Raw genomic sequence first — 24387 nt, forward strand, 5'->3', positions numbered from 1 at the left:
ATGCAAAAATGGACCGGCTGCTTCAACTCGAGGTCTTCTCCAAAACCGCTGAGCTCGGCAGCCTTTCCAAGGCCGCCGAAATCCTGCGGATGTCGAACGCCGCTGCGAGCCGCCATCTCAGCGCGCTGGAGGAGCGGCTTGCGGTCCGGCTGATCGAGCGCAACACGCGCCGGCAATGGCTGACCGAAGCGGGACAGGAACTGCTGCAGCGGTGCAGCACGCTTCTGAACGAGCTCGCCGAAGCCGAGGACGCCGTCTCCGACCGCGCGCTGTCGCCGAAGGGCATGCTGCGCGTGACGAGCTCGCTGTCCTTTGCGATGATCTACCTCGCGCCGATGCTGCCCGCCTTCCGCGCGCTCTATCCCGATCTCAGCGTGCAGATCATCAGCGCGAACCGCTACCTCGACTTCATCGAAGCCGGCATTGACGTTGCGATCCGCACCCGCGAGCACGAGCCGGATTCAAACATCGTCGTCCGCCGCATCGGTCAGATGCACCGCGTGCTCGCGGCCGCTCCGTCCTATCTGGAGAAGCACGGCCGGCCCGAGCATCCCGCCGATCTCGCCCGCCACAACATGCTGATCTACAACCTCGCCAATGATCCCTATTCGCTGCGGCTGAGCCAGGGCAGCACGACGCAGACGATCCGGATCGCGCCGACGCTCGACAGCAACGACGGCCAGATCATCTGTGGTGCGGCGCGCGCGGGGCTCGGCATCCTGATCCAGCCGCTCTATATCGTGCAGGGCGATATCGCGGCTGGCCGGCTGGTGCCTGTCCTGAGTGATTGGCAGCTGCCGTTGCTCACCATGAACATCGCCTATCAGAACCGAGTCAGGCTGCCCGCCAAGATCAGGGTGTTCTCCGACTTCCTCGTCAGCTACATCCGGGAGCATTCAGAGCCGGGGATCTGGATCGACGCGGCGAAGTGAGCGGAAGCAGCATGTATCTCGGCATCGATCTCGGCACGTCGGCGGTCAAGACGGTTCTCGTCGACGATGCCCAGCGCGTGATCGCAAGCGAGAGCCGGTCGCTCGCGACCGTCTCGCCGCAACCGGGCTATTCCGAGCAGGATCCGGCGCAGTGGATCGATGCGACCTTCGCCACGCTGGATGCCCTCAAGGCGTCGCATGCCGATGCGTTGGCGGCGGTCGCAGGCATCGGGCTGTCCGGCCAGATGCATGGCGCCACGCTGCTCGATGCAAGCTTGAGGCCGCTGCGGCCCTGCATCCTCTGGAACGACGGACGCTCTGCGACTGAGTGCCGTGTCCTGGAGCAACGCTGGCCCGCCTTGCGCGAGGTGACGGGCAACAAGGCGATGCCGGGCTTCACCGCGCCAAAACTGCTCTGGATCGCCGCGCACGAGCCCGAGATCTTCGCGGCGACGAAACTCGTTCTTCTGCCAAAGGCCTATCTGCGACTGGTGCTATCGGGCGAGGCTGTCGAGGACGTCTCGGATGCCTCGGGATCCCTATGGCTCGACGTTGCGCGCCGCGATTGGTCGGACGCCGCGCTGGCAGCGAGCGGCTTGTCGCGCGAGCACATGCCGCGCCTGGTCGAGGGATGCGCGCCCGCAACCACGCTGCGCAGCGAACTCGCGCGGCGCTGGGGGATGATCAGGCAGCCGGTGATCGCGGGTGGGGCCGGCGACAATCCCGCGGGCGCCATCGGCATCGGCGCAATCCGGCCGGGAGCCGCTTTCGTGTCGCTGGGAACCTCGGGTGCGCTCATGGTCCCGACCGACCGGATCGCCGCCAATCCCGACCGTGTCGTGCACACGTTCTGCCACGCCATTCCAGGGATGTGGATTCAGGCCGGCGCGATCCTCTCGGCCGCTTCCTGCCTTGCCTGGCTCGCGCGCCTGTTCGGCGCCGCCGAGGCCGAGCTGCTGGCGCCGCTTGGAGCACGACCGCCGGCGCCGTCGCCCGTGAGCTTCCTGCCTTATCTCGCCGGTGAGCGGACGCCGCACGACGATCCCGTTGTGCGCGGCATGCTGGATGGCCTGAGCCATGGCACCGATCGCGCGGCGATCGTGCAGGCGGTGCTCGAAGGCGTTGCCTTCGCGCTTGCCGATTGCCGCGATGCGCTCGCGGATGCCGGCATCGGGATTGCGGAGGCCGACGTGATTGGCGGCGGTTCACGCTCTACCTTCTGGCTCTCGGTGCTGGCGAACGTGCTGAGCATTCCGATGCATCGCTTTGCCGGAGGTGAAACCGGCGCCGCGTTCGGTGCGGCGAGATTGGGGCGGCTTGCTGTCACGGGTGAGGCAATCGGTGACGTATGCATGCAGCCGCAGCGCATCGAAACATTCGAGCCCGACGCTGCACTGGTCGATGCCTACGCTGAACGGCTTCCCGCCTGGCGCGACCTGTATCGGCCGCGCCACTAGCTGGCCCAATCTGGTTTGCATACTTCGGTATATTCGCCTTCGGTATTGCCCTGCGTCACCCGCTTTTGTTTAATGACCAAACCGCGTTGCCGAGAAACGAGACGCGGGTGGGAAACGCATTGTGCGCCGGGAGGCACGATGAACGATCCGATCCTCGAGATGCGCGGGGTCTCGAAGACCTTCTTCGGCATCAAGGCGCTGCGGGCCGTCGATCTCACCGTCTATCCCGGCGAAATTCACGCCCTGATGGGTGAGAACGGCGCCGGCAAGTCGACGCTGATGAAGATCCTGTCCGGCGCCTACCGGCCCGACCCGGGCGGCGAGATCCGCATCGAGGGCAGGGCGGTGCGGATCGAAGGCCCGCTCGGCGGCCGCGCGGCGGGCATCTCCATCATCTACCAGGAGCTGTCGCTCGCTCCCAATCTCAGCGTTGCCGAGAACATCTATCTGGGACGGGAGATATCGCGGTCAGGCTTGCTGGCGCGCGGCACCATGCGCGAGGGCGTCGGCCCGATCCTGAAGCGCCTGGGCGCAGACTTCCTGCCCTCGACGCTGGTGGCGCATCTGTCCATGGGGCAGCGGCAGCTGGTCGAGATCGCCCGTGCGCTGCACGTCAGATCGAAAATCCTCATCATGGACGAGCCGACCACCTCGTTGTCGGCCGCCGAAAGTGAGCGGCTGTTCGCGTTGATCCGCCAGCTTCGCGCCGAGGGCCTTGCCATCATCTACATCTCGCATCGCATGGACGAGGTCTATGCGCTCGGCGATCGCGTCACCGTGCTGCGCGACGGCCGCCTGGTCGGCTCGCTCGACAAGCCCGAGATCCGCGCCGACACCATCGTGCGCTTGATGGTCGGTCGCGACGTCTCCTCGTTCTACAAGAAGGACCATGATCCGGAGGCGGGGCGGGGGCATCCCGTGCTCGCGGCGATCGACATGGCCGATGGCGGGCGCGTCAAGGGCTGCTCTCTCACCGTGCATGCGGGTGAGGTGGTCGGCCTCGCCGGCCTGATCGGCGCCGGTCGCACCGAGCTTGCGCATCTCATCATCGGCGCGTCGCCAAAAACCTCCGGCCGGCTCGAGCTGGAGGGGCGTCCGGTCGAGATCCGCACGCCGGGCGAGGCGCTCGAGGCCGGCATTGCCTATCTGACCGAAGACAGGAAGGCGCTCGGCCTGTTTCTCGACATGTCGTGTCTGGACAACATCAACCTCGCCGTGCTCGGCCGCGATGCGAAGCTCGGCTGGTTTCTGGACCGCGACAAGGCACGCGAGCGCGCCGACCGCGCGTTTGCAGGCCTCAGCATCCGCGCCGCCAATGCTGGCGTTCCCGCCGGCGGCCTGTCAGGGGGCAACCAGCAGAAGGTGCTGCTGTCGCGGCTGCTCGCCATCGCGCCGAAGGTCCTGATTCTCGACGAGCCGACGCGCGGCGTCGATGTCGGCGCCAAGTCGGAAATCTATTCGATCATCGACAATCTCGCCAAGGCCGGCACCGCGATCCTCGTCATCTCGTCCGATCTGCCCGAGATCATCGGCATCTGCGACCGCGTCATCGTGATGCGTGCCGGGCACATTGCCGGCGAGGTCAGCCGCGGTCCGAATTCGCCGCTGGCGCAGGAAGACATCATGGGGCTTGCCACGGGGATGGAGCATCTCGATGCCTGACAATGGTGCTGCGGAGGCAAAGCCGGCATCGACGACGACCAATGGCGCTGCCGCGGAAACAAGACGCCAGCGGATGAGGATGCTGATCAGCGCGCTCGGCATGTTGCCGGTGCTGCTGATCCTCTGCATCGGCTTCAACGTGCTGTCCGAAGGCCGCTTCTTCACAGGACAAAATCTCGGCATCGTATTGCAGCAGGCCGCTGTGAACACCGTGCTCGCCGCCGGCATGACCTTCGTCATCCTCACCGGCGGCATCGACCTGTCGGTCGGCTCGATCCTGGCGGCCTCCGCGATGGCGGGTTTGACGCTCTCCAAGATGCCGGAGCTCGGAATGCTGTGGCTGCCGGCCGCACTGCTCACCGGCCTCGTCTTCGGCATCGTCAACGGCGCGCTGATTGCGCTGCTGCGCCTGCCGCCCTTCATCGTCACGCTCGGCTCGCTCACCGCGGTGCGCGGCCTGGCGCGGCTGCTCGGGGCCGACACCACCGTGTTCAATCCCTCCATTCCCTATGCCTTCATCGGCAACGGCTCGTTGACGCTCATTCCCGGAGTCGCGTCGATCCCATGGCTCTCAGTAATCGCCTTGCTCGTCATTCTCGTCTCCTGGCTGGTGCTGCGCCGGACCGTGCTCGGCGTGCATATCTATGCCGTGGGCGGAAACGAGAGCGCAGCGCGGCTTGCCGGCATCAAGGTCTGGGCCGTCCTGATCTTCGTCTACGGCATCTCCGGACTTTTCGCCGGGCTCGGCGGCGCCATGCAGGCGGCGCGGCTCTACGCAGCCAACGGACTCCAGCTCGGCCAGTCCTATGAGCTCGATGCAATCACCGCGGTGATCCTCGGCGGTACCTCGTTCGTCGGCGGCATCGGCTCGATCTGGGGCACGCTGGTCGGTGCGCTCATCATCGCCGTGCTCTCGAACGGGCTCATCCTGATCGGTGTCTCCGACATCTGGCAATATGTGATCAAGGGCCTGGTGATCATCGGTGCCGTGGCGCTGGACCGCTACCGGCTGCAAGGCTCCGCGAGAACGTGAAAGGTCTGGCGCGCAACGGCGTGCGCATGGTTGAGACGAGATTCCGTTGCGGCAACTGGTCTGCCGCGCCGGGGACGAAGACAGACCAGGGAGGAAGTCCATGTTGAAGACGATCATGCTCGCCGGCGCCGCCATGGCGCTTGCCCTCACCACCGCACCATCCTTCGCCAAGGAGCTCAAGTCGATCGGCGTCTCGCTGGGATCGATGGGCAATCCGTTCTTCGTCGCGCTGTCGAAGGGCGCCGAGTTCGAGGCCAAGAAGACCAATCCCAACGTGAAGATCACGACGGTCGGCTTCGAATACGACCTCGGCAAGCAGGTCACCCAGATCGACAATTTCATCGCCGCTGGCGTCGACCTGATCCTGCTCAATCCCGGCGATCCCAAGGCGATCGGGCCGGCCATCAAGAAGGCGCAAGCCGCAGGCATCGTCGTCGTCGCTGTCGACACCGCGGCCGAAGGCGCCGATGCCACCGTGACCACGAACAACGTGCAGGCCGGCGAGATCTCCTGCCAGTACATCGTCGACAAATTGGGCGGCAAGGGTGACGTCATCATCGAGAACGGGCCGCAGGTCTCCGCCGTGATCGACCGTGTGGTCGGCTGCAAGAACGTGTTCGCGAAGAATCCCGGCATCAAGGTGTTGTCGAGCGACCAGGACGGCAAGGGCTCGCGCGAGGGCGGCCTCACCGTCGCGCAGGGCTATCTGACCCGCTTCCCCAAGATCGACGCCATATTCGCCATCAACGATCCGCAGGCGATCGGCACCGACCTTGCGGCACGCCAGCAGAACCGAACCGGCATGATCATCACCGCCGTCGACGGCGCGCCCGATATCGAGGCCGCGCTGAAAGATCCGCAGTCGCCGCAGATCCAGGCATCGGCGTCGCAGGACCCGTTCTTCATGGCACGGCGGGCCGTGCAGGTCGGCGTCGGCATTCTCAACGGCCAGAAGCCGGCTTCGACCGTCGAGCTGCTGCCGTCCAAGCTGGTGACCAGGGACAACGTTGCCGCGTACAAGGGCTGGACCTCGGATCGCTCGCAGTAAGGCATCGGGGCGTTCGAAGCACGAGAGCTGGCGGGTGGCGGTTCGATCGCGCCGCCCGCCGCCGATACCTCGCGTGCTCACCAGTAGCACGCAGCCATGCCTGTGCTAGCTTTCCACGATCTCGTTCGGTCGATTCGGAAAGCAGATCCGGTGAAATCCACGACGTCAGGCACCGCGTGGCGGCATGCCAATATCGGCCGCCTGCTCAATAACGCGGTGCGGCGCTTCGAAGGCCGTGTGCTCGAATTGATGACCGAGCGGGGCCACGACGAGACGCGCATCGCCCATGTCAGCCTCACGCGCAATCTGGACGTGGAGGGGACGCGGCTCACCGAGCTCGCCCGCCGCGCCTCCATGAGCAAGCAGGCGATGGGCGAGCTGGTCGACCAATGCGCCGCGCTCGGCCTCGTCGATCGCATCGCCGATCCGACCGACCGGCGCGCGCGCATCGTCGTGTTCACGCCGGCCGGACGTAAATGGCTCGATGCGTTCCGTGATGCCGTCGACATCGCCGAGCGGGAGATGCGCGTCGAGCTCGGCAAGGCCACGATGGATGCAATCCTGAAGGGGCTCGCGGTGTATGGCACGGAATCCGACACGCTCGATGATCCGGATTAGTCAGGCATCTTGACGAAATAGTCAGGTGTCCTTACCATACAGGTTGGTGTTGGTAGGGAGAAGCATCTTGGAAATTCGTCTGACGGCCGCGGTGCTCATCGTTGGCGGGGGCCCTTGCGGGCTGATGCTGGCCAACGAGCTCGGCCGCCGCGGCGTGTCCGCGATCCTGGTCGACGAAAAGCCGGGCACGGCCTTCAACCCGCAAGCCAATGCGACGCAGGCGCGCTCGATGGAGCATTATCGGCGGCTGGGCTTTGCCGACGAGATCAGGCGCGAAGGTCTGCCCGCGGACTACCCGACCGATGTCGCATATTTCACGCGCTATACCGGATACGAGCTGGCGCGGTTCGCGCTGCCGTCAGCGTCGCGGGCGGGTGAGCTGATCAAGGGCATGTCAGGCTCCTGGAGCGCGGCGGAGCTGCCGCATCGGGTCTCGCAGAAATATGTCGAGGCGGTGCTGCGCCGCCACGCCGAACGGCTGCCCGGAATCCAGCTCAACTACGGTCACCGGCTGATCGGCTACACGGAAAGTGATGACGGTATCGCCGGCAATATCGAATGTCTCGACGATGGCAGCCGCTTTCGGGTCCGCGCCGACTTCCTGGTCGGGGCCGACGGGCCGCGCTCGATGGTCCGGCAATCGCTCGGGATCGTCTATGGCGGCGAGAGCGGGACGCAGCGCGACTTCATGGGCGGCCGCATGCTGGCGGTCTATCTCCGCTCGCCCGATTTCTACGCGCGCGTTCCCCACGCGAAAGCGTGGATGTACAATTGCTTCAACGGCGACCGCCGCGCCTTCATGGCTTCGGTGAACGGCCGCGATGAGTTTGCATTCCACACCCAGTTGCGACCGGCCGAGGACGAAACTGCGATCACGATCAACCAGGCCAAAGCCGCGTTCCAGCGCGCCTGCGGTGCGCCGATCGATTGCGAAGTTCTGTCCTTCCTGACCTGGACCGCCGGTCACGCATTGGTGGCAAGCGGGATGCAGCGGGGCAGGGTCTTCCTCGGCGGCGACGCGGCGCATCTGTTCACGCCGACCGGCGGGCTCGGCTACAACACCGCCATCGAGGATGCGGTCAATCTCGGCTGGAAGCTCGCAAGCGTCGTCAAGGGCGTGAGCCCGGCGGCACTGCTCAATAGTTACGAGGTCGAGCGGCGTCCGGTGGCGCTCCGCAACACCGATCATGCGCGCCGCTTCGCCGATTCGCTTGGCCTCTTCGCGCCGGCGCCGGAGATCGAGGATGCCACGGAGGCCGGCCACAAGGCGCGGCGAATCGCGGGTGCCTATCTCAATCAGCACGCCCGTGCCGAGTTCAACATCCCCGGCGTCACCTTCGGCGGACGCTACGACGGCTCCCCAATCATCGTCCCCGATGGTAGCGAGCCGCCGCCGGATGCTGCCAACGTCTACGTTCCCACCGCCTCTCCCGGTGGCCGCCCACCGCATGCGTGGCTGGAGGACGGCATGTCGCTATACGACCAGTTCGGATTCGAATGGACCTTGCTTCAGTTTGGGGACGTCATGTCGGCCCATGCGTCATTCGCTGACACCATTCGCGCGATCGGGGCCGACGTAAAGCTCGTCACGCTACCCAGATCGTTGCGCGATCTCTATGAGGCGGATCTCGCCCTGATACGTCCCGACCAGATCGTGGCTTGGCGCGGCAACGCATCGCAGGCCGGAACGATCGCACGCGTTCTTAGCCGCGTACTCGGGCGCGAAGACGCGCGGCTGCTAGCCGGCGGTGGAGGGATTGGTTCGCGCAGGTGACACGGCCGATGGAAATGCGCTCGTAAAGAGACTGGTCTTGGGCTGGACGCGCGATCCGTCGATCAGCTCGAGCCGCCCGCAGCGATTCAAGGTGTGCAGCTTCCTGCCCGGCCATGCCGGTCCGGGTTTCAGAGTGTGGCGGACGACCTGCTTGAATACCGTCGGCGACAGCTCGACCACTTCCGCCAGGGCAAGCGCTGCGCCGTATCCGTCGGTGCAATCCTGGACCGGTCGCCACAGTTTGTCATCGAGCGTGAAGTTTCCTGCCGGCCGCGTGCTGGCGCGGTCGATCAAGACGGGATTGCTGGCGTGGGGAAGCCAAGGCCCCAAGAGCCGATCGGCGTAATAGATCGCCAGCGAATCCGAATAGCCACCCGTTCCGTCGCGCCAGGCGCCAAACAGATAATACAGGCCGTTGTGGCGCGTGATCGTGACGTCGGCCAGCTCGAGTCCGGAAAGGAGCGTTGCGTATCGCTCCCATTTGTCCGGAAACCGAGTGCATTTGTAGAGGGCGACGTCCCCGCGGGTCGAGCTCTCCGGGATCATCCACAGCTCGCCATCGTCCTCGATCAGGAACGGATAGGAGAGGTGACAGGGCTCCTCCAGCACCGGCATCACCTCGCCGATCGGCCCCGCGTCGTTGAACGCGATCGCGGAAATGATACCTTTTCCGACACGGTGATCGAGATCCTCGAAGAAGGCGAAGGTCCGTCCCTGCCACGTGACGGGAAAGGGATCGGCGTAGAAGTGGTTTCCAGGATCTCCCAGAACGTTCCAGCTTGGACCTGACAGGTCTCCGGTCTGCCAGACGCCCGGGCCGTCGTTGAAGCGCCATCCGATATGCCAATGCGGGGCATAGCAGCAGAGGCGATAGATCTCCTTGGCGATCGATACGGCAAGGCCGCGCGCCACGTAGCCAACGGGTCCGCGGTGCGGGACAGTTGAAGCGGGGCGCGGCAGGTGCGGCACGATGCGCGGCCTTCCCGACAGGATCGCCGCCAGCATGGTGAGGGTCCGCGCCATGATCGTTTCGAGCGCACCACTGAGGCCCGCAGCAATCTCACCGGACGGATGGCCGCGGTCGAGGACCGAACCGTCGATCTCGTTGACGATCTCGATCACGGGCAGGTCGCCGGCGAGGATGGCGGCGAGCGCGGCATTTTCGCCTGCGACGCCGTTGAACAGCGGCCGCAGATACAGCCGGGCCGGGCTCGCCGGATCGCACGGGGCATTCGTGAAATCGACGATTACGTCGGCGGTGCCGATGCTGACCCGTGCTGGTTCGGAGCTGATCGTCAGCCTGTCGGCGGCGCTGTGCTTGCCCTTGTGCAACACGATGCGTTCGAGCTCGAACAGCGCATCGAGACCCGCCGGCCGCGGCTCCGCCGTTGCCGTCCATGCAACTTGCACCGGCATGTCCCGGCCGTCGACCGACAGCGTCCTGCGGTCCATCCAGCGCCGCGCATAGTCACGTTCACAGCGAAACTCGATGATCATGTCGAGCCAATCTGTTCCGACGTATCAGGTCAAACGACCCGGTCGAGAATCCGGACGTATTCCTCGACCATGGCATCTACCGAATAGCGCAGCCGCAGGCCTTTGGCGTTTTGTCGCAGCTCGTCACGTAATTGCTTGTCGGTTACCAGCCTGGAGACCGCCGCGGAGAGCTTCGCATGATCGGAGGCATCGACGAAGAGCGCCGTCGGTCTGCCCTCGTAGGACAATACCTCGCGCAGGACGGGAAGATCGGTCACGACGGAGGGAACACCGGCGTTGGCAGCCTCGACCGCGGCCAGACCGAAGGTCTCGGCCTGGGTCGGAAAGACGAACACGTCGAGACAAGCAAGGAAGTCCGCCATCCGGCCAGGAGGAATCTCTCCCAGCAAATGCAGACGGTCCGCGACGTTCAAGTCGTTCGCGAGCTGCCTCAGCCGGGCCTCGTCGGCTCCCTGGCCGGCCAGCGCAAGATGCCAGGACGGTTGATCCGGCAGCAGACCGATCGCCAGATCGAGCCGCTTATGCGGATGCAGCCGTGCCGCGCAACCGAGCAGGACGCGGTCCGGTGGCAGGTTGAATTGACCTCGTGCCGCCTCCTTCGACAGGGTAAGGGCCTTGTCGTCGAAGCCGTGCGGCACATGCACCATGCGCGACCGGTAGGCCGCGGGGTAGCGCGAATATTCGCGCTCCATGTCCTGCGAATTGAGCGTGATGCAGTCGAAGAAGCCGAGGCTGCCCATGGCGATGTCGGCGGTGCGGACCGGCCAGCTCATCGCCAGCGCGGATGAAACCTGATTGGCGACGACGGGTGCACGGCTGACGAGGCGCGTGACGCCGGCGCCGATGACGTTGCCGAAATGCTGGAAGGTCAAGACGGCGTCGGGCTTGGTGGTTCTGATGTGGCGGCCGAGCGTCCACAGCATCCGCAGCAGCGCCAGCGGATTGCCCGGCCGGCTCGGCGCGCAGTAGAGCGTGGCGGGCGGTTCGTCAAAGGAGTCCGATTTGCGGAAGAAGAACAGATTGGTGACCCGGTGACCGCGCGCGGTCAGCCCGGCGCCGAGCAGCCGCGAGATCTCCTGTGCACCGGCGTTCTCGGCCTGGGTTTGCGCAAGAAGCACGTGGAGTTTTCGCCCACTGCCGTTCGGCCGCGCAGGTGCCGTCGCGCTCGTCTCGTCCAGGTCTTTGTTCGGCTGATAATGGAGCACGGATCCCGACCCGCTAAAGCAACGAAATCTTCACCTTCTTAACTCCGTACCTATCATGCGGGCATCCCGCGGACACCGGCTAGCAACAAACGGAGTTAATGCGGCGCGGATGGCGACGGTGTCGTTGGCGCAGCATTTCCGCTGGTTCCCGGCTGGCGCGTTAACCAATCGGTCCTGCGCGTTCACCCCGGCGGCGCGTGCTGACACCTAGTCACGCGAGTCAGCGCTGCGAACGGCATAATTGCCGCGCCTCGATGCTGGGAAGCGCAAGAGCACCAGAACGGAAGGATCCACCCCGCTGCGCCGGCGGCAGAGGACGTTCAGGGCGATGGTCGCGAGCGCGAGCGACACGGTCGTCGAAATCGCCGCGCCAAGCACGCCGAGGAAGGGGACCAGGACGAGAAATCCGACGAGCCGCAGCCCGACGTTGGCAGCGACCACCGGCACATAGATTCGTTCATGACCGGTCAGCTGCAGGATCGCAGCAGCCGGGCCGCCCGCCGCCTGGATGGCGGTTCCGATTGCAAGCACGATCAGGACCGAATGCTGCTCGGCGAAATGAGGTCCGAACAGGTTGAGGAGATAGGGGCCGCCGATCCAGATCGTGGCGAGACCGGCGACGACGCAGAGCCCAGTCACTTCCGCCATCAAGCGCGAGGTCCGCTCGAACTCCCCGTGGTTCTTGCTGAAATAGAGCGACGGGAGCCGGCGCGCACCGAACGTGTAAAGCGCCGCGGACACCATGGCGAAAATGTTGGCGAGGCGCGAGGCGGCAAAGTAGATTCCCGCGGTCGTCGGATCCAGCATCCAGTAGACCAGAATGACGTCGAGATACTGATTGGCGACTTCGAGGATCGATGCGAGCCAGAAGTGCAGGGCACTTGATCGCCAGCGTGACGTCTCCGAGCGCGCCGGCGTACTGCGCAGATCCGGCAGCACGCGCGCGACGGATACGATCTGCGCAACAAGGCCAACCGACATGGCGACCGTCATCGCCGCGAACAGCTCGGCCGGATCGAGTTGGCGATGGGCGAGCAGCATGACGAGCAGGAACACGACGACGAGGGCCCGCCAAAGGAACTCGCGGTTTCCTTCGCCCATGAGAATGCTGACCAGCGAGCGCGCGATTTGGCTGCCGAGCATCAATCCGGCATTGACGGCCGTGTAGGCCGACACCGCAAGGATCAGCAGCCACCAGTCGCCTCTCATGCTCGCGACGATCGCGATTCCGCCGATCACGATCAGCATTGCGAGCGAGGCGATCTTCAAGCTCGATTGCAGCACGCCCTTGGTAAGGTCCGGCCTTTCGCCGACCTGATATTCGTTCAGGAATCGCACCAGCAGGGATTCCTGGCCGACCAGTCCCACGACGGCTGCGATCTGCGCGACCGACAGCCAGGTCGCAAAGATGCCGAAGCCGTCAGGCGACATCGTCCGCGCAGCCAGCGAGAACAACGCGAACGCGAGCACGCCGCTGCCGACCTTGAGCAGGATGGTCCCGGCAACGCCGCGCGTGACGTCGCGCCGCATGAACTGGAGAATGGATGCGATCATGGAAGGGTTAAGGGAGCCGCGCTCCCCTGACGAGACATGTTCCGATACCGGCGAGAACCTAGCATGTCGAGCAATCGCGAGTGTTAATGGACGAGTTGGAGGATTTCGGCGATCGCGGTGATACGGGTTGCTTCGTTCTGGAACATCGCTGTCTCCATTGTCCAACATCTGCGAGTTTCAACTCGCGCGACGGACGGCATAACGCCGCATCGACGACTGAGAAGGCGAGATCCGGGGCTCGCGTGCAGAATGGTTTCGGGACAGCAAGACGCGTGCCGCGGCGAGTCGGCGAACTGGGCACCTGCGGTCATTAACCTCAATCTCAGGAAATGTTCGCACCCGGCCCTGCGATGCGACATCAGGCGAGAGAATTGCACTGCAGACGCTGTTAACCGTGGGAGCCGGAGCCATGACGAGAACCGTGACCGAGCCGGTCGACGGGGACGAGACCGCAACCATCGACTCGGACGTGGCCATCGTCGGTGGCGGTCTTGCGGGATCGCTTGCGGCGGCCGTGCTGGCGCGGGCAGGGCGTCGCGTCGCTCTGATCGACAAGCGGGCAGTCCATCCGGATGAGTTTCGGGTCGAGAAGATCGGCGGCCATCAGCTGGAGCTGTTCGGTAAGCTCGGCTTTCTCGATGCGCTCGAAGATGTCGCGTGCCGATATGATCAAGTGCTCAACATCCGTGAGGGCAAGGTGGTCGATGTCAGCGTCGGCAGGGCTTACGGATTTGCCTATGCCGATCTCGTCGCAATGGCGCGTCGCCAGCTTCCGGATCCTTCCAACCTGATCGTCGACGAGGTCACAGCGATTGGCAGCAGCGGCGATGTCCAGCATCTCGAGCTCGCCTCCGGGCGGCGCGTGACGGCGCGCCTCGTCGTTCTGGCCACCGGCATGGCGGGAGCCCTGGGCTACAAGCTCGGCATCAGGCGGCGCGTGCTTGCCGAGCGCCATTCGGTGTCGTTCGGTTTCACGATCGCGCGCCAGGATGGCACCCCGTTCGATTTCGAGGCGTTGACCTGTTACGGCGAACGCACCGCCGATGGCATCGACTATCTCAGCCTGTTTCCCGTCCACGCCGGAATGCGTGCCAATCTCTTCATGTTCCGCGATCCGACCGATCCTGTTATGCGCGAGTTGCGCCGCGAACCGGAGGCGACAATCTTGCGCCTGCTGCCGGGATTGCGGAGCTACCTCGGCGATTTCCGTGTGACCGATCGCGTCCAGAACTGGGTGATGGATCTGACCGTCGTCGAGGGGCATCTCCGGCCCGGAATCGTGCTCATCGGCGATGCGTTCCAGACCAATTGTCCCGCGGCCGGAACGGGTGTCGCCCGCCTGCTCGTGGACGTCGACCGTCTCTGCACCGAATATGTGCCGCGATGGCTCATGACTGCAGGCATGGGCCTGGAGAAGATCTCGCAATTCTATGCCGATCGCGACAAGATCGCGGCGGATCAGCAATCGCTGAAGATGGCACGCTTCCGCCAGGCGCTGACCTCGCGCAACGATATCGGCTGGGACGTGCGGCGACGGTTGCACTTCCTGCGGCGCAGTCTTGCACACCGCGTCGATCAGATGCATCCGGGCTGGCTTGGCCGCGTCCGCGGCGTATTGCGCGCCTGATCTCTGCGACCCCCCGCCGGTCAGCGCGTGGGCCTCGCGGTGTGGGCGGGCTGAACCTTCAAATCGGAGAGCCGCTTGGCCGCCAGCTTGAGCCAGGGCGCCTGCTTCAGCGCGAAGAGGGCGATCGCGCCTACGGCGCTGCCGACCTGCGTGACCTCCCACATCGGTGAAGCCTGTGCGCCGAACGATTTCTTGTATGGCTCGTCGCCGATGGTGAAGTCGAGCATCTGATCTCCGCGCTCGATACAATCCCGCGCCACTTGTTCGAACATCAGCGCGCCGATGGACTGGCTCTTGTAGCCGGCGATGTCGAAGGCGCTCATGATGACGAGGAAGCTGTCGCGGTGGCACAATCCGAGCACGGCGGCGATCACTTCGCCGTCCATCTTCATGGCATAGAGGCGAACGAAGGACCCGAGGCCCCGAAGGGCGACGTCGGAATAGAAGCCGTAATATTCGGGCCGCTGCAGCAGGTCTCCGTCGCCTTGTGCGTGAAAGCGCGGGCCGCGAAACTTCCTCATCACCTCCATCGTCTCGAGCACGGCGGCGCTGTCGCTGCAGCATGAGAAGCTCAGCGCGCCCTTCTTCTGCAGCTGGCGATATTTCTTGGCGAGCTCCTTCTGGTAGGAGCGATCCATCGCACTGGCCCGCCATTGCTCGTACGGCGCGACCAGAACCGTGGCATAAGCATTGGTGTTCATCGAGACACGGCGGGACGTGGCGAGGAGGTCCTCGATCGGAAGCCGTCCGTCAGGCAGCTTGGCCATTCGCAGCAGATCGAAGGGGCGGACAAGGCGCCGAATCTGCGCGCATGCAGCCGCATCATGGAGCAATTGCGAGAACACGTCCGGGCTGCAAACCGGTGCCAGATAGTCGGAAACGCGCAAGTCGGCGAACTCGACGGTCCGTATCGGACCGCGCCGGATCCGGAGCAGCGGCAGCACCATGGCAAGGGCGCCGGTGTCGCGGTAGCGCACCACGACGACCAGAGCCGTTGCATCCGTTTCCGGCGCGAGCCTGGTGTAGAGGCTATGCAACCAGACCGGATGCTGGAAGGCAGTGGCAGCCGAACGATCGAACAGCTCTGCATATTCCGGAGACAGAAAGTCGAACGACGGCTCGATGGCGATGTCGAACGTGTTGCTGGGCTTATTCATGCGCACAAGGAAACCGGATCATCCGCGAACGTCGTTCGAACCGTAGCTGCGCTTATACCAGGGCCGTTACAGGTCAGACACTGCCGCCGCGCGATTTGCGTCAATGCGTTCAACCATGCTCGTATGGTTACCAAATTCTAAAGCCGGAGACAGAAATGGCGCGTGGAGCGCACCTTGCGCGGTGCCATCGTCTGCACGGCGCAGGCAATGATCTACGATCCACGGCTGCAGGAAGCTATGGTTCGCAAGGTCGAGCTCGTTCCCTCCGCTCCGATCCTCGGGCCGATCGGGCTCAAGCGCGAGTGAGCCTTCTTAGAGACGCACCCCGGTGGTGGCAAACGCGTGCGCGGCGGGCTCCTGCACGCGATCGAGGATCACCATCCCACCAACCGCGATCACCACGGCCGCGACGCAGCCAAGCAAAAAAGCCTTCATCCTCCGCCTCCCTCGATTGGACCACGCCATCTATACGACAGGGCCTGCGGCGAGCAAGCTCGTCGATCGCATCAGCCATCCGCCCGCTATGGGCTTTTGAACACGGGATCGGCGGAAAGACGCATCGCCCATCGAGCTAAGGGACCGGAGCTCGGTGCTGCTGCGCTGCACGATCCGGAACGGATGCGGGTCTTGCAAGTTTTCTGCAGGCCTGGTGAGCGCATCGGAGGCTTGGCGTGAAATTACCGAGAACGATCCTGTGCTTCGCAGCACTTTGCATTGTCGAGGGCGCCTTGGCCCAGCCGGCGCAAACCAACTCGCCGACGGGGCAAACGCCTCCCGAGGACAAGGGCCAGCTCCAGCCGCAAGGTTGGACGGGTCCGATCAATACCGGCTCGGGTGGTGCGCCGCCCGAAAGCCCCCAGGGCCAGAGTCCGCCCGGAATGCAGCCCGCGCCGGAGGGGTCGTCCAAGACCACGACGGCACCGGCCAAGTAGACTGTTTCAAGTAGACCGTTCCAGGATATTCATTTCCGTTGCCTCTTCTGGCAATCTCGAGCGGGTGAATGTCAGCAGGCGGCCAGGAATGAACAGATCGGCTCTGTGCACGAAGGTGGCCGCATTGCTGTGGACCATCTTTGCCGCATCGTCCGTGCATGCCGACATGGTCGGACACGGCGGCCCGATACGGGCTCTCGCCATTTCGCCCGATGACGACAGCCTTCTCTCCGGCAGCTTCGACACCGCCGTCATCCGCTGGTCGCTCAGGACAGATACAGCAGAGCACGTGCTGCGGTATCATGCCGATGGGGTCAACGCCGTCGCCTTTCTCAAAGACGGCCGCATGATCACGGCCGGCGCCGATGCGCGCATTGCGGTGTGGACGGCGGGCCGGCCGGAGCCGGACCGGGTGCTGGAGGGACATGTCGCACCGATCGCGGCGCTTGCTGTGTCGTCCGATGGGACGCTTCTCGCATCGGCGTCATGGGACCAGACAGTGCGGCTCTGGTCGCTGTCGGACGGCACATCCCGCGTGCTCGAAGGGCATACGCAGAACGTCAATGGGGTCGCTTTCCTGCCGGACGGCAGGCTCGTCAGTGTCGGCTACGATCTTGCGCTGCGCATCTGGCGTTTGCCGGATGGCCAACCTGACATCGTGACTTTGCCGGCGCCGCTGAACGCGGTGGCTGTCGCGCCGGATGGTGAAATCGTCACGGGCGCGGTCGATGGCAGGCTGCGCATGCTGACAACGGACGGCAAGGTCAGCGGCGAGGTCGCGGCCAGTCCGACGCCGGTGGTGGCCTTGGCCATGTCGGCGGACGGTGCGCTGGTCGCTGCGGCCGGGATCGGCGGCACGGTGGCGATCATCGATCGCAAGTCGCGCAACCTGCTGCGCACCCTGGTTGGGCCCGGGCTGCCGGTGTGGGCGGTCGCCTTCCTTGCCGATCGCGAGACACTGATGACGGGTGGTGCGGACGGCAGGATCAGGCGCTGGAATGCCCGCACCGGCAATCCCATCGGTTCAAGCCTGGTCGGCACACCGGCCGACCCGCTTGCGGCCTATGCCGGCGATCACGGCGCCGATGTGTTTCGGGCCTGTGTTGCCTGCCACACGCTCTCGGACAAGGAGGTGCAGCGCGCGGGTCCCACACTTGCGGGACTCTACGGCCGCAAGATCGCTTCGGTGCCGGGATATCGCTTCTCTGATGCACTGAAGACGATGGACATCGTCTGGACGCCGGAAACCGTCGCACGATTGTTCGAAATCGGGCCGAATGCCTACACCCCCGGCACCAAGATGCCGGAGCAGCGCATCGGCTCGGCCGAGGACCGGCGCGCGCTGACCGACTTTCTGGGCCGCGCGACGTCGCGATGATTGCCTTGCGCCGATTCGACGGCGTCCGCTTTAGTCCTTGCCGTTGCGTTCGCGGAGATAATCATCCGTCGTTCGCGGCGGCGTTCGTTCCGGAACGCCCTTGAACGGATCGAATTGTTGTTCGCTCATGACCACGACGCGGCAGTCCGCGCACATCCTGAGCGCCTCGATTCGCTTGTCGCCGGCCGGATACATCCAGTGCCGGCCTTCGAGCTTGGCGGCGATGCGGTCGATCGTGCTCTTGACGCCGAAGGGCGTGCCGCAGCGGACGCAGAGCGCGGGCTCCTCTTCCTTGATGACAACGGCGGGCGCGCGCGCCGCCCGGAAATCGATCTGCGGCTTGAGGCTGATGACCTTTTCCGGACAGGTGCTCTGGCACAGGCCGCACTGCACGCAGGCATCCTCGATGAATTTCAGCACCGGCCGCTCGGGATCGTCGCGCAATGCGCCGGTCGGGCAGGCCGAGACGCAGGACAGGCACAGCGTGCAGCCATCGGCCTCGACGCTGATTGCGCCGACCGGCGCACCTTGCGGCAGCGCGATGACGTCCACCGGCTGCGGCGCCAGCCGATGCAACTCGCTGAGGGCGAACCGCAAGAGGTCGCGCCGCTTGCCGACGGTCTTGAAAGTTGCCGGCGTCGGGACCGCGGCGAGCGTGCCGATATCAGTCAAATGCGCGCCGAGCGCGTCGGGATCGTCGGTTTCGATGGTGGCGAGGCGACGGCCCGCAAATCCAAGGCCGCCGAGGATCGCCTCAGCCATCGCGATCGTCTGCGTCAATCCGGTCACGTCGTGGCGCGGCTTGCCACGGAGCAGGAAGCGCACGGCAGAGACGCCATAGGCGAAGGCGCCGACGATCGCCTCCAGCCCGACCTGCGTGAGCTCGTTGACGGCAAAGGGAAGCACGTTCGCCGGCAGGCCGTCGCCATGCCGCGCGAGGGCGTCGATCAACGGCGTGCCGTGCGGGCTGTCGTGAAAGAGCAGCACCGCATTCGCGCCGCCGGCCTCGCGATAGGCGAGCAGCATGGCGCGAAGTTTATGGAGCAGCGTATCGGCGGGCGGCAGCGCGTAGGAGACCGCGCTGGTCGGGCAGGCCGCCGCGCATTGGCCGCAGCCCGCGCAGATATTCGGATCGATTGCGATATGATCGCCGACGGGCGTGATCGCCCCGGTCGGGCAAAGATCGAGACAGCGATGGCAGCCCGTACGCTTCGAGCGCGAATGGGCGCAAAGCGCCGGCGCAACCTCGACATATCTCGGCTTGTCGAAGCTGCCGACGAGATCGCGCGCGGTCAGCACCGCGCGCAGCACCGCGGCGGGATCTTTCGTGTCGGCGCGGAGATAGCCGTCGCGCAGGTCGTGGGCGGGAAACATTGGCAGACCGCCGGAAAGATCGAGCACGATATCGCAGCGCGAGGTGACCCCGCTTCGCGGCGAGTCGAGCACGAAGCGATCGCGCGAGGAGGGGCGGGGACGCGCATAATCGTCGATTACCAGCTCGAACGCGCCGAAATGTCCCTTCGCGGAGCGGATCGTGCCCTTCACGATCGGGAACACCGTGGCAACCGGCGGCACCGTGTCATCGAGCTGCTTCAGCATCACGGTGACGTCGAGGTGATCGGCAAGCAGGCGGCCGGCCTCAATCGCGGCCTCATCGCGCCCGTAGATCAGGATGACGCCCTCGCTCGACAAGGTGACGAGCGGATAGTCCGGGGCGGGGATGGAGGCGGATGCGAGCAGGGCGGCCATTTTTGCGCCGGCGTGCGCGCCGTCGCGGGACCAGCCGGCCGTCTCGCGGATATTGACGAAGCCGATCGCGTCAGGCCGCTCGCCGGCCTCGTCCGAAAATTGCGCCGCCTGCTGCGTGCAGGCGACCGTCAACACGCCTTCTGTCGCGGCCATGTTGCGGAAATGATCGAGCTCCGCCCCGCAGAGGTGGCGGAAGCTCTTGACCTCGCTGTTCGGACATGCGCGCCGGATTGCAGCCACGTCGAGGCGCATCGTGTCTTCGCACGAGCAGATCAGGATGGTCTTCGACGGCTGCTCCAGGTTAACTCCTCCGCCTTTCGGACGACGACGACGGACTCGCGCCGGCCCTTCGCCTCGTATAGACATTATCCATCGGGAAGAAAAGGAAAGCGGAGGACGGTCTGCCGTCGATCCCAGTGAGCCATGTTTCCACGGCGGAACCGATCCACCTGCCGCCGCCGTTCACATTGGTGCGATTGCGCGAGAGCGGCGACGCTTTTGCCCATGCATGCCGCATCGCACCGGAGAGCGGCGCCGGAACGCTCGTCTATGTCGGCCGCTTCGACCTCGCCGAGTTCGCCGTGGTGCTCGAGCCGGCCGAGCCGTTGCGCAGCGCGCGGCGTGCGTTCTACGCAGGCATGGTCGCGCTCACCGACGCGCTTCGCGCCTATGCACCGCCGAGCAAGCCGATCACGATCGGCTGGCCGGATGCGGTCAGGATCGACGGGGGGCTGGTCGGCGGCGGACGGATGGGTTGGTGTTCCGGAGCTGACGAGGACGCGCCGCCGCCCTGGCTGGTCTTCGGCGCGATGATACGGACGGTTGCCATGAATGATGACGATCCAGGCGTCCACCCGCTGGCCTCGGCGCTTGACCAGGAAGGCTTTGGCGAGGCGGGCGCGGCGCAGATCACGGAAAGCTTCGCCCGGCATCTGATGCTGGCGCTGGACGGCTGGCGGGTCGACGGCTTCGACAGCGTCGCGCGCGACTATCTCACGCGGATGCCGCGTGAAAGGCAGACGATACAGCGCATAGATGATTGCGGCGACCTCCTGACGCGCCGCATCGGGACGGAGACGATCGAACGAAGCGACCTGGTCCGGGCGCTCGCGGTGCCGTCCTGGCTCGATTCGGCCCTCGGAGGACCGCGCCTGTGAAACTCCTGCGCACGATCGCGCTCGATCCCTCGGACACTTTCGTGTTCGACGTGGCGGCAGAGCCGGGCGAATGGGCCGTTTCCGGCGCCTTCCGCTTCTGGGATTGCGATGGCGCGAAGCTCGAGGGCAAGGCCCGCGCGGCGTTTCGCGGTGGGTTCCTCGGGGTGCAATCCTGGGGCTGGTCGACGCTGGCGCAGATCGTTCCGGCGACCGCGGACGATTACCACGGCCTGGTCGATCTGCTGGCGAGGCAATTGGTCGATCGTTTCGGCGCGCCGGATATGGCGGCGGCGAAAACGGCGGCCGAAGAGGAGGTCGCTTTTGCCCAGTCGCTCTGCAGCCATCCCATCAGCTCGCTTATTGCAGTGCACCGCACCTCGAGCGACGGGGAGGTCCGCGAGTCGTTCCGCCGGCTGCAGCTTCGGGAAGGCCAGGAGCATGGCAAGGCGTTCTCGTTCATCGAGATGGAGGACGACGTCGAGCCGGACGGCGATCTCAGGCTTGCGGATCTCGGCCGGGAGCCGACCGTCCGATGAACGATTTCTGGATCTCCTGTGGTCACCACCTGCTCGATCGCGACGAGGGCGGCGGCCTGCGTGTCACGGACGAATTTCTCAAAGCCTATTTTGCCCGTCCCGAGCTGATGCCGCCGGACGACGCGTGCCCGGTCGAACGCCGGCTTCATCGCGATCTGCTCGCCGACCCGCGCCAGGCCGTCGGCGCCGGCGAGATCGCCGCGATTACCGATGCTGATGCCAGGGAGAATTGGCAGTTCGTGCTGGCGTTCCGCGATCTTCTGCTGCGGCATCCGACGCTCGAAGCGGCCTATCTTGCCTGGCTCCGCTCAGGGGCGAACGATCTGCCGCCGCTGTTCGTCAACCAGCTCGTGCACGTCATCCTGCGCAACGCGCTCGACGGCTGCGACGACCCGTTCGTGCTGCGCGCGGCCGAATTGTTCTTCCGGATCCAGCGCGTTCTCCCACATGAGCACGCTTTGTTGCTGGGAGACGAGGAGGTCGTCGGCGGCCGGAGCCCGACCCCGGTGCTCTCGCTGATGTCGATGCTCGGCGCCACCACCGGTGCGGTGGTCGAGGTGTTTGGCGAGGAGAATGCCGAGGCCTATTGGCACCGGAGTGACCAGTTCGACATGGCCCTCGACCTGACCGCCGACGGCCGCGGACCTGTAGCGCTGGCGCAGGCGATGACGCGTTGGGTCTCCCATCTGCTCGGCATCGATGTCGTGATCGAGCCGCTACGGGCGCTGCACGAGGCGAAGCTGAGCTGGTATGTCGGGCTCGATGCCGATGCCACAAGGCTCGGCGACCGTCTGTGGCACGGCGAAGAGCTCGGCGAGCGCGACGCCGATCGCGTGCTGGCGCTGTTCCGGCTGACGTTTGCGGATTCCAGCCGTGCCCTCGACGATGTCGGGGATGAGCCGGTCTACCTGATCCTTTCGATGACGGCGGATCAGAAGCTGCGGATGAAGCCACAGAATCTGCTGACCGGATTGCCGGTGAAGCGGCTGGAGATGGCGACATGAGCCCCGCGGCATTGCCGTCCCTCTCGATTGCCGTCGGCGTCGTAGTCGAGCGGCGCAAGGCCGACTCGCCTTGGGTCGATTTCATCTGGCGCGGAATTGCTGTCCTGCCGGACGAGCCGTCGACCGAGCCATGGACCGTGCTTCGCGAGCAGGACGGCACGACCCTGTTCTATGCCGGAAGTGCGACCATCGATCTCTATCCGTCGGAGACGACGCGCTATCGCGACAATCTCGCTTCCGGCGGTCCGAGCATCTGGGTCGTGTTGTCGCCTGCGGAAGGCGTCTGGCCCTATGCAGTCACCGCGGTGACCGCCGACCCCGCCGAGGGCGAAGGCTTTACCGAAGCCGCCGACAATCTCGTCGAGGCCGTGCCGATGCCGGAAGTGCTGAGCGAGGCGATTGAAAGCTTCGTGGCCGAGCACCATGTCGAGCGCGAATTCGTCAAACGCAAGCGGCGCCGTGCCGATCCGGAGGCGCTGGCGCGGCGCGAACATGAAGGCGGAAAGGAATGAGTGAGGAGGACTTCCTTGCGCGTTGGTCCCGCCGCAAACAGCAGTCGCGAGCGGAGCCGGCGAAACCTGCCCCGGCGCAGCCGACGCCGCCGTCCGAGGACAAAGAGGACGAGACGGAGTTCGATCTGTCGAGCCTGCCGTCGATCGACGAGATCAATGCTGCCACCGACATCACGGCCTTCCTCGGCAAGGGGATTCCTCGCGAGTTGAGCCTTGCGGCTCTTCGCCGCGCTTGGGCGACCGATCCCGCGATTCGCGACTTTGTCGGGCTCGCGGAGAATGCATGGGACTTCAACGACCCGACGGCGATGCCGGGATTTGGCCCGCTGGATTGTTCCTCGGAGGAGCTGGCCGCACTGGTCGATCGCATTGTCGGCGGCGTGCGCGAGGCGGCCAAGTCTGCGGCCCAGACTCTTGCTGAGGCGTCGATCGGAACGGCGGATTCTCCGGCGGAATCGCATCAAGCCGATGTGGCACTTGTTTCCAACGTCGTCGAGCCGCCCGATGAGACGCGGCACCTGGCAATCCCTGCTGCAGTGCAACCGACAGTGGGTGAAAGACCTGCGGATTCTGCAGAGCCTGTGAGGTCCCGCACGCATGGTGGTGCACTGCCGCGCTGAACCACGACCAAAGACTATAGGTACAGGCTATGGCAGGCGATTGACCGTTGCTGGAACCCGGATTACGCTACCTACTGCTTTGTAACAAAAGCGATAATCAAGCAGACGGGACTGGGATGGGAGGTCCACGTGCGCGATGACGGACTTGATCGAGCGATCGATGCCGCAGGCGGCATCGCTCAGCTTGCACGCAAAATAGGCATCAGCCAGCCCTCCGTCTCGAATTGGACCCGTGTGCCCGCACAACGGGTGGTTGCAGTCGAAACGGCGACTGGCGTCTCCCGAAACGATCTGCGGCCCGATCTTTACGGTGAGCAAGCCGGCTCCGCCGAACTCGTCGATCCCATCGATGCGGCGCGCGCGCAGGAATACGTCTTGCTCGCGGCGCTGCTGTCTGCGCCTCCGTCGAAGCGCCTGCTCGATCAGCTCGCCGCGCTCAGCGGAGACGCGACGCCGCTCGGTCGCGCGCATGCGGCGCTTGCCGAGGCCGCCTCGAGCGCCGTCCCAGCGAAGGTTGAGCGGGAGTATTTCGATTTGTTCGTCGGGCTCGGCCGCGGCGAATTGCTGCCTTATGCCTCCTATTATCTCACGGGCTTTCTCAACGAACGGCCCTTGTCGCGCCTGCGCGGCGACCTGATGACGCTCGGCATCGAGCGTATCGCCAACGATTCCGAACCCGAAGATCACGCTGCCATCCTGTGCGAGATCATGTCGGGCCTTGCCGATGGCCGCTTCGATGCCTCGCACGAGGCGCAGCGCGCCTTCTTCGAAAAGCACGTGTCGCCATGGATGGGGCGATTGTTCGCCGACATCGAGAACGCGGGGACTGCCCGTTTCTATCGCGCAGTCGGCGCGCTCGGCCGCACTTTCATCGAAATCGAGACGGAAGCATTTACATTCGCCAGCTGACCGAGGCGCTTCGGTCCGGGAGAGAT

Annotated in this window: 23 protein-coding genes; 17 read left to right on the top strand and 6 right to left on the bottom strand. The window is 65.1% G+C overall.

Going from position 1 to position 24387, the window contains the following annotated elements; all coding sequences use genetic code 11:
- Positions 1–8: 8 nt before the first annotated feature.
- The 7 genes from I6F09_RS14075 (at position 9) to I6F09_RS14105 (ending at position 8524) form a co-directional block, all read left to right on the top strand.
- The gene (locus I6F09_RS14075) at positions 9–932 is read left to right on the top strand and encodes a LysR family transcriptional regulator (protein ID WP_036005170.1); all 924 of its coding nucleotides are present in this window, start codon (positions 9–11) and stop codon (positions 930–932) included.
- Between the two features lie 11 nt (positions 933–943).
- Positions 944–2389, top strand: coding sequence for a xylulokinase (gene xylB / locus I6F09_RS14080; RefSeq protein WP_225188338.1), 1446 nt, complete (start codon positions 944–946; stop codon positions 2387–2389).
- 138 nt (positions 2390–2527) lie between these two features.
- A complete protein-coding gene (locus I6F09_RS14085; protein ID WP_057029954.1) occupies positions 2528–4051 on the top strand; it encodes a sugar ABC transporter ATP-binding protein in 1524 nt (507 codons plus the stop codon).
- Entirely contained in the window at positions 4044–5084 is a 1041-nt protein-coding gene (locus I6F09_RS14090) for a ribose ABC transporter permease (RefSeq protein ID WP_225128960.1), read from the top strand. Before I6F09_RS14085 ends, I6F09_RS14090 begins: the two co-directional genes overlap by 8 nt.
- Positions 5085–5184: 100 nt before the next feature.
- Complete coding sequence (locus I6F09_RS14095; protein WP_036023609.1) at positions 5185–6132, top strand: ABC transporter substrate-binding protein; 948 nt, start codon at positions 5185–5187, stop codon at positions 6130–6132.
- Positions 6133–6282: 150 nt separating this feature from the next.
- On the top strand, positions 6283–6750 hold the full coding sequence (locus I6F09_RS14100; protein WP_225172487.1) for a MarR family transcriptional regulator: 468 nt from the start codon (positions 6283–6285) through the stop codon (positions 6748–6750).
- Positions 6751–6817: 67 nt separating this feature from the next.
- Positions 6818–8524 carry an FAD-dependent oxidoreductase gene (locus I6F09_RS14105; RefSeq protein WP_225172488.1) on the top strand — a complete coding sequence of 569 codons (1707 nt, stop codon included), beginning with the start codon at positions 6818–6820 and terminating at the stop codon, positions 8522–8524.
- Here the strand turns inward: I6F09_RS14105 and I6F09_RS14110 are convergent.
- The 3 genes from I6F09_RS14110 to I6F09_RS14120 form a co-directional block, all read right to left on the bottom strand.
- The gene (locus I6F09_RS14110; protein ID WP_225188308.1) at positions 8489–10021 is read right to left on the bottom strand and encodes a hypothetical protein; all 1533 of its coding nucleotides are present in this window, start codon (positions 10019–10021) and stop codon (positions 8489–8491) included. The two genes, I6F09_RS14105 and I6F09_RS14110, sit on opposite strands and share 36 nt — an antisense overlap.
- 29 nt (positions 10022–10050) lie before the next feature.
- Positions 10051–11226 (bottom strand): glycosyltransferase family 4 protein, encoded by a 1176-nt coding sequence (locus tag I6F09_RS14115; RefSeq protein WP_225188309.1) that lies wholly within the window; start codon positions 11224–11226, stop codon positions 10051–10053.
- A 207-nt stretch (positions 11227–11433) separates the two neighbouring features.
- Positions 11434–12780: a polysaccharide biosynthesis C-terminal domain-containing protein gene (locus tag I6F09_RS14120; RefSeq protein ID WP_036005142.1), complete on the bottom strand. Its 1347-nt coding sequence runs from the start codon at positions 12778–12780 to the stop codon at positions 11434–11436.
- A 409-nt stretch (positions 12781–13189) separates the two neighbouring features.
- Between I6F09_RS14120 and I6F09_RS14125 the strand changes: the two genes are divergently transcribed.
- Positions 13190–14407, top strand: coding sequence for an NAD(P)/FAD-dependent oxidoreductase (locus I6F09_RS14125; RefSeq protein WP_225188310.1), 1218 nt, complete (start codon positions 13190–13192; stop codon positions 14405–14407).
- A 20-nt stretch (positions 14408–14427) separates the two neighbouring features.
- Here I6F09_RS14125 and I6F09_RS14130 read toward each other — a convergent pair whose 3' ends face one another.
- Complete coding sequence (locus I6F09_RS14130) at positions 14428–15564, bottom strand: GNAT family N-acetyltransferase (RefSeq protein ID WP_225111852.1); 1137 nt, start codon at positions 15562–15564, stop codon at positions 14428–14430.
- A gap of 174 nt (positions 15565–15738) precedes the next feature.
- Between I6F09_RS14130 and I6F09_RS37550 the strand changes: the two genes are divergently transcribed.
- Positions 15739–15870 (top strand): hypothetical protein, encoded by a 132-nt coding sequence (locus tag I6F09_RS37550; RefSeq protein WP_276573861.1) that lies wholly within the window; start codon positions 15739–15741, stop codon positions 15868–15870.
- Between the two features lie 6 nt (positions 15871–15876).
- Here I6F09_RS37550 and I6F09_RS37555 read toward each other — a convergent pair whose 3' ends face one another.
- Positions 15877–15999 carry a hypothetical protein gene (locus I6F09_RS37555; RefSeq protein ID WP_260346694.1) on the bottom strand — a complete coding sequence of 41 codons (123 nt, stop codon included), beginning with the start codon at positions 15997–15999 and terminating at the stop codon, positions 15877–15879.
- Positions 16000–16235: 236 nt separating this feature from the next.
- Here I6F09_RS37555 and I6F09_RS14135 point away from each other — a divergent pair, with 236 nt between their 5' ends.
- The gene (locus tag I6F09_RS14135) at positions 16236–16496 is read left to right on the top strand and encodes a hypothetical protein (protein WP_128262436.1); all 261 of its coding nucleotides are present in this window, start codon (positions 16236–16238) and stop codon (positions 16494–16496) included.
- A gap of 166 nt (positions 16497–16662) precedes the next feature.
- Positions 16663–17874, top strand: coding sequence for a c-type cytochrome (locus tag I6F09_RS14140; protein ID WP_249784482.1), 1212 nt, complete (start codon positions 16663–16665; stop codon positions 17872–17874).
- 30 nt (positions 17875–17904) lie between these two features.
- Here the strand turns inward: I6F09_RS14140 and I6F09_RS14145 are convergent, their stop codons facing one another.
- The gene (locus I6F09_RS14145; RefSeq protein WP_225188312.1) at positions 17905–19875 is read right to left on the bottom strand and encodes a 4Fe-4S binding protein; all 1971 of its coding nucleotides are present in this window, start codon (positions 19873–19875) and stop codon (positions 17905–17907) included.
- A 164-nt stretch (positions 19876–20039) separates the two neighbouring features.
- On the opposite strand from I6F09_RS14145, the gene I6F09_RS14150 reads away from it, so the two are divergent.
- The 6 genes from I6F09_RS14150 (at position 20040) to I6F09_RS14175 (ending at position 24361) form a co-directional block, all read left to right on the top strand.
- Entirely contained in the window at positions 20040–20780 is a 741-nt protein-coding gene (locus I6F09_RS14150) for a biotin/lipoate--protein ligase family protein (RefSeq protein WP_225188313.1), read from the top strand.
- Positions 20777–21316: a DUF6505 family protein gene (locus I6F09_RS14155; RefSeq protein WP_225188314.1), complete on the top strand. Its 540-nt coding sequence runs from the start codon at positions 20777–20779 to the stop codon at positions 21314–21316. Before I6F09_RS14150 ends, I6F09_RS14155 begins: the two co-directional genes overlap by 4 nt.
- Entirely contained in the window at positions 21313–22320 is a 1008-nt protein-coding gene (locus I6F09_RS14160; protein WP_225188315.1) for a DUF6352 family protein, read from the top strand. The genes I6F09_RS14155 and I6F09_RS14160 overlap by 4 nt, the downstream gene beginning before the upstream one ends.
- Positions 22317–22832, top strand: a complete 516-nt coding sequence (locus I6F09_RS14165; RefSeq protein ID WP_225188316.1) for a DUF3305 domain-containing protein — start codon at positions 22317–22319, stop codon at positions 22830–22832. Before I6F09_RS14160 ends, I6F09_RS14165 begins: the two co-directional genes overlap by 4 nt.
- The gene (locus I6F09_RS14170; protein WP_036005117.1) at positions 22829–23452 is read left to right on the top strand and encodes a DUF3306 domain-containing protein; all 624 of its coding nucleotides are present in this window, start codon (positions 22829–22831) and stop codon (positions 23450–23452) included. The genes I6F09_RS14165 and I6F09_RS14170 overlap by 4 nt, the downstream gene beginning before the upstream one ends.
- A 129-nt stretch (positions 23453–23581) precedes the next feature.
- Positions 23582–24361 (top strand): molecular chaperone TorD family protein, encoded by a 780-nt coding sequence (locus I6F09_RS14175; RefSeq protein WP_036005115.1) that lies wholly within the window; start codon positions 23582–23584, stop codon positions 24359–24361.
- The last annotated feature ends 26 nt before the right edge of the window (positions 24362–24387 follow it).

It is taken from the genome of Bradyrhizobium sp. IC3195, from assembly GCF_020193585.1.
Lineage (GTDB): Bacteria > Pseudomonadota > Alphaproteobacteria > Rhizobiales > Xanthobacteraceae > Bradyrhizobium > Bradyrhizobium yuanmingense.

Bases quoted from the DNA above. Each gene is read 5' to 3' on its own strand.
- I6F09_RS14160 (WP_225188315.1), top strand. From the start codon at position 21,313: ATGAACGATTTCTGGATCTCCTGTGGTCACCACCTGCTCGATCGCGAC.
- I6F09_RS37555 (WP_260346694.1), bottom strand. From the start codon at position 15,999: ATGAAGGCTTTTTTGCTTGGCTGCGTCGCGGCCGTGGTGATCGCGGTT.
- I6F09_RS14165 (WP_225188316.1), top strand. From the start codon at position 22,317: ATGAGCCCCGCGGCATTGCCGTCCCTCTCGATTGCCGTCGGCGTCGTA.
- I6F09_RS14140 (WP_249784482.1), top strand. From the start codon at position 16,663: ATGGTCGGACACGGCGGCCCGATACGGGCTCTCGCCATTTCGCCCGAT.
- I6F09_RS14095 (WP_036023609.1), top strand. From the start codon at position 5,185: ATGTTGAAGACGATCATGCTCGCCGGCGCCGCCATGGCGCTTGCCCTC.
- I6F09_RS14125 (WP_225188310.1), top strand. From the start codon at position 13,190: ATGACGAGAACCGTGACCGAGCCGGTCGACGGGGACGAGACCGCAACC.
- I6F09_RS14075 (WP_036005170.1), top strand. From the start codon at position 9: ATGGACCGGCTGCTTCAACTCGAGGTCTTCTCCAAAACCGCTGAGCTC.
- I6F09_RS14145 (WP_225188312.1), bottom strand. From the start codon at position 19,875: ATGCGCCTCGACGTGGCTGCAATCCGGCGCGCATGTCCGAACAGCGAG.
- I6F09_RS14110 (WP_225188308.1), bottom strand. From the start codon at position 10,021: ATGATCATCGAGTTTCGCTGTGAACGTGACTATGCGCGGCGCTGGATG.
- I6F09_RS14090 (WP_225128960.1), top strand. From the start codon at position 4,044: ATGCCTGACAATGGTGCTGCGGAGGCAAAGCCGGCATCGACGACGACC.
- I6F09_RS14170 (WP_036005117.1), top strand. From the start codon at position 22,829: ATGAGTGAGGAGGACTTCCTTGCGCGTTGGTCCCGCCGCAAACAGCAG.
- xylB (WP_225188338.1), top strand. From the start codon at position 944: ATGTATCTCGGCATCGATCTCGGCACGTCGGCGGTCAAGACGGTTCTC.
- I6F09_RS14120 (WP_036005142.1), bottom strand. From the start codon at position 12,780: ATGATCGCATCCATTCTCCAGTTCATGCGGCGCGACGTCACGCGCGGC.
- I6F09_RS14130 (WP_225111852.1), bottom strand. From the start codon at position 15,564: ATGAATAAGCCCAGCAACACGTTCGACATCGCCATCGAGCCGTCGTTC.
- I6F09_RS14085 (WP_057029954.1), top strand. From the start codon at position 2,528: ATGAACGATCCGATCCTCGAGATGCGCGGGGTCTCGAAGACCTTCTTC.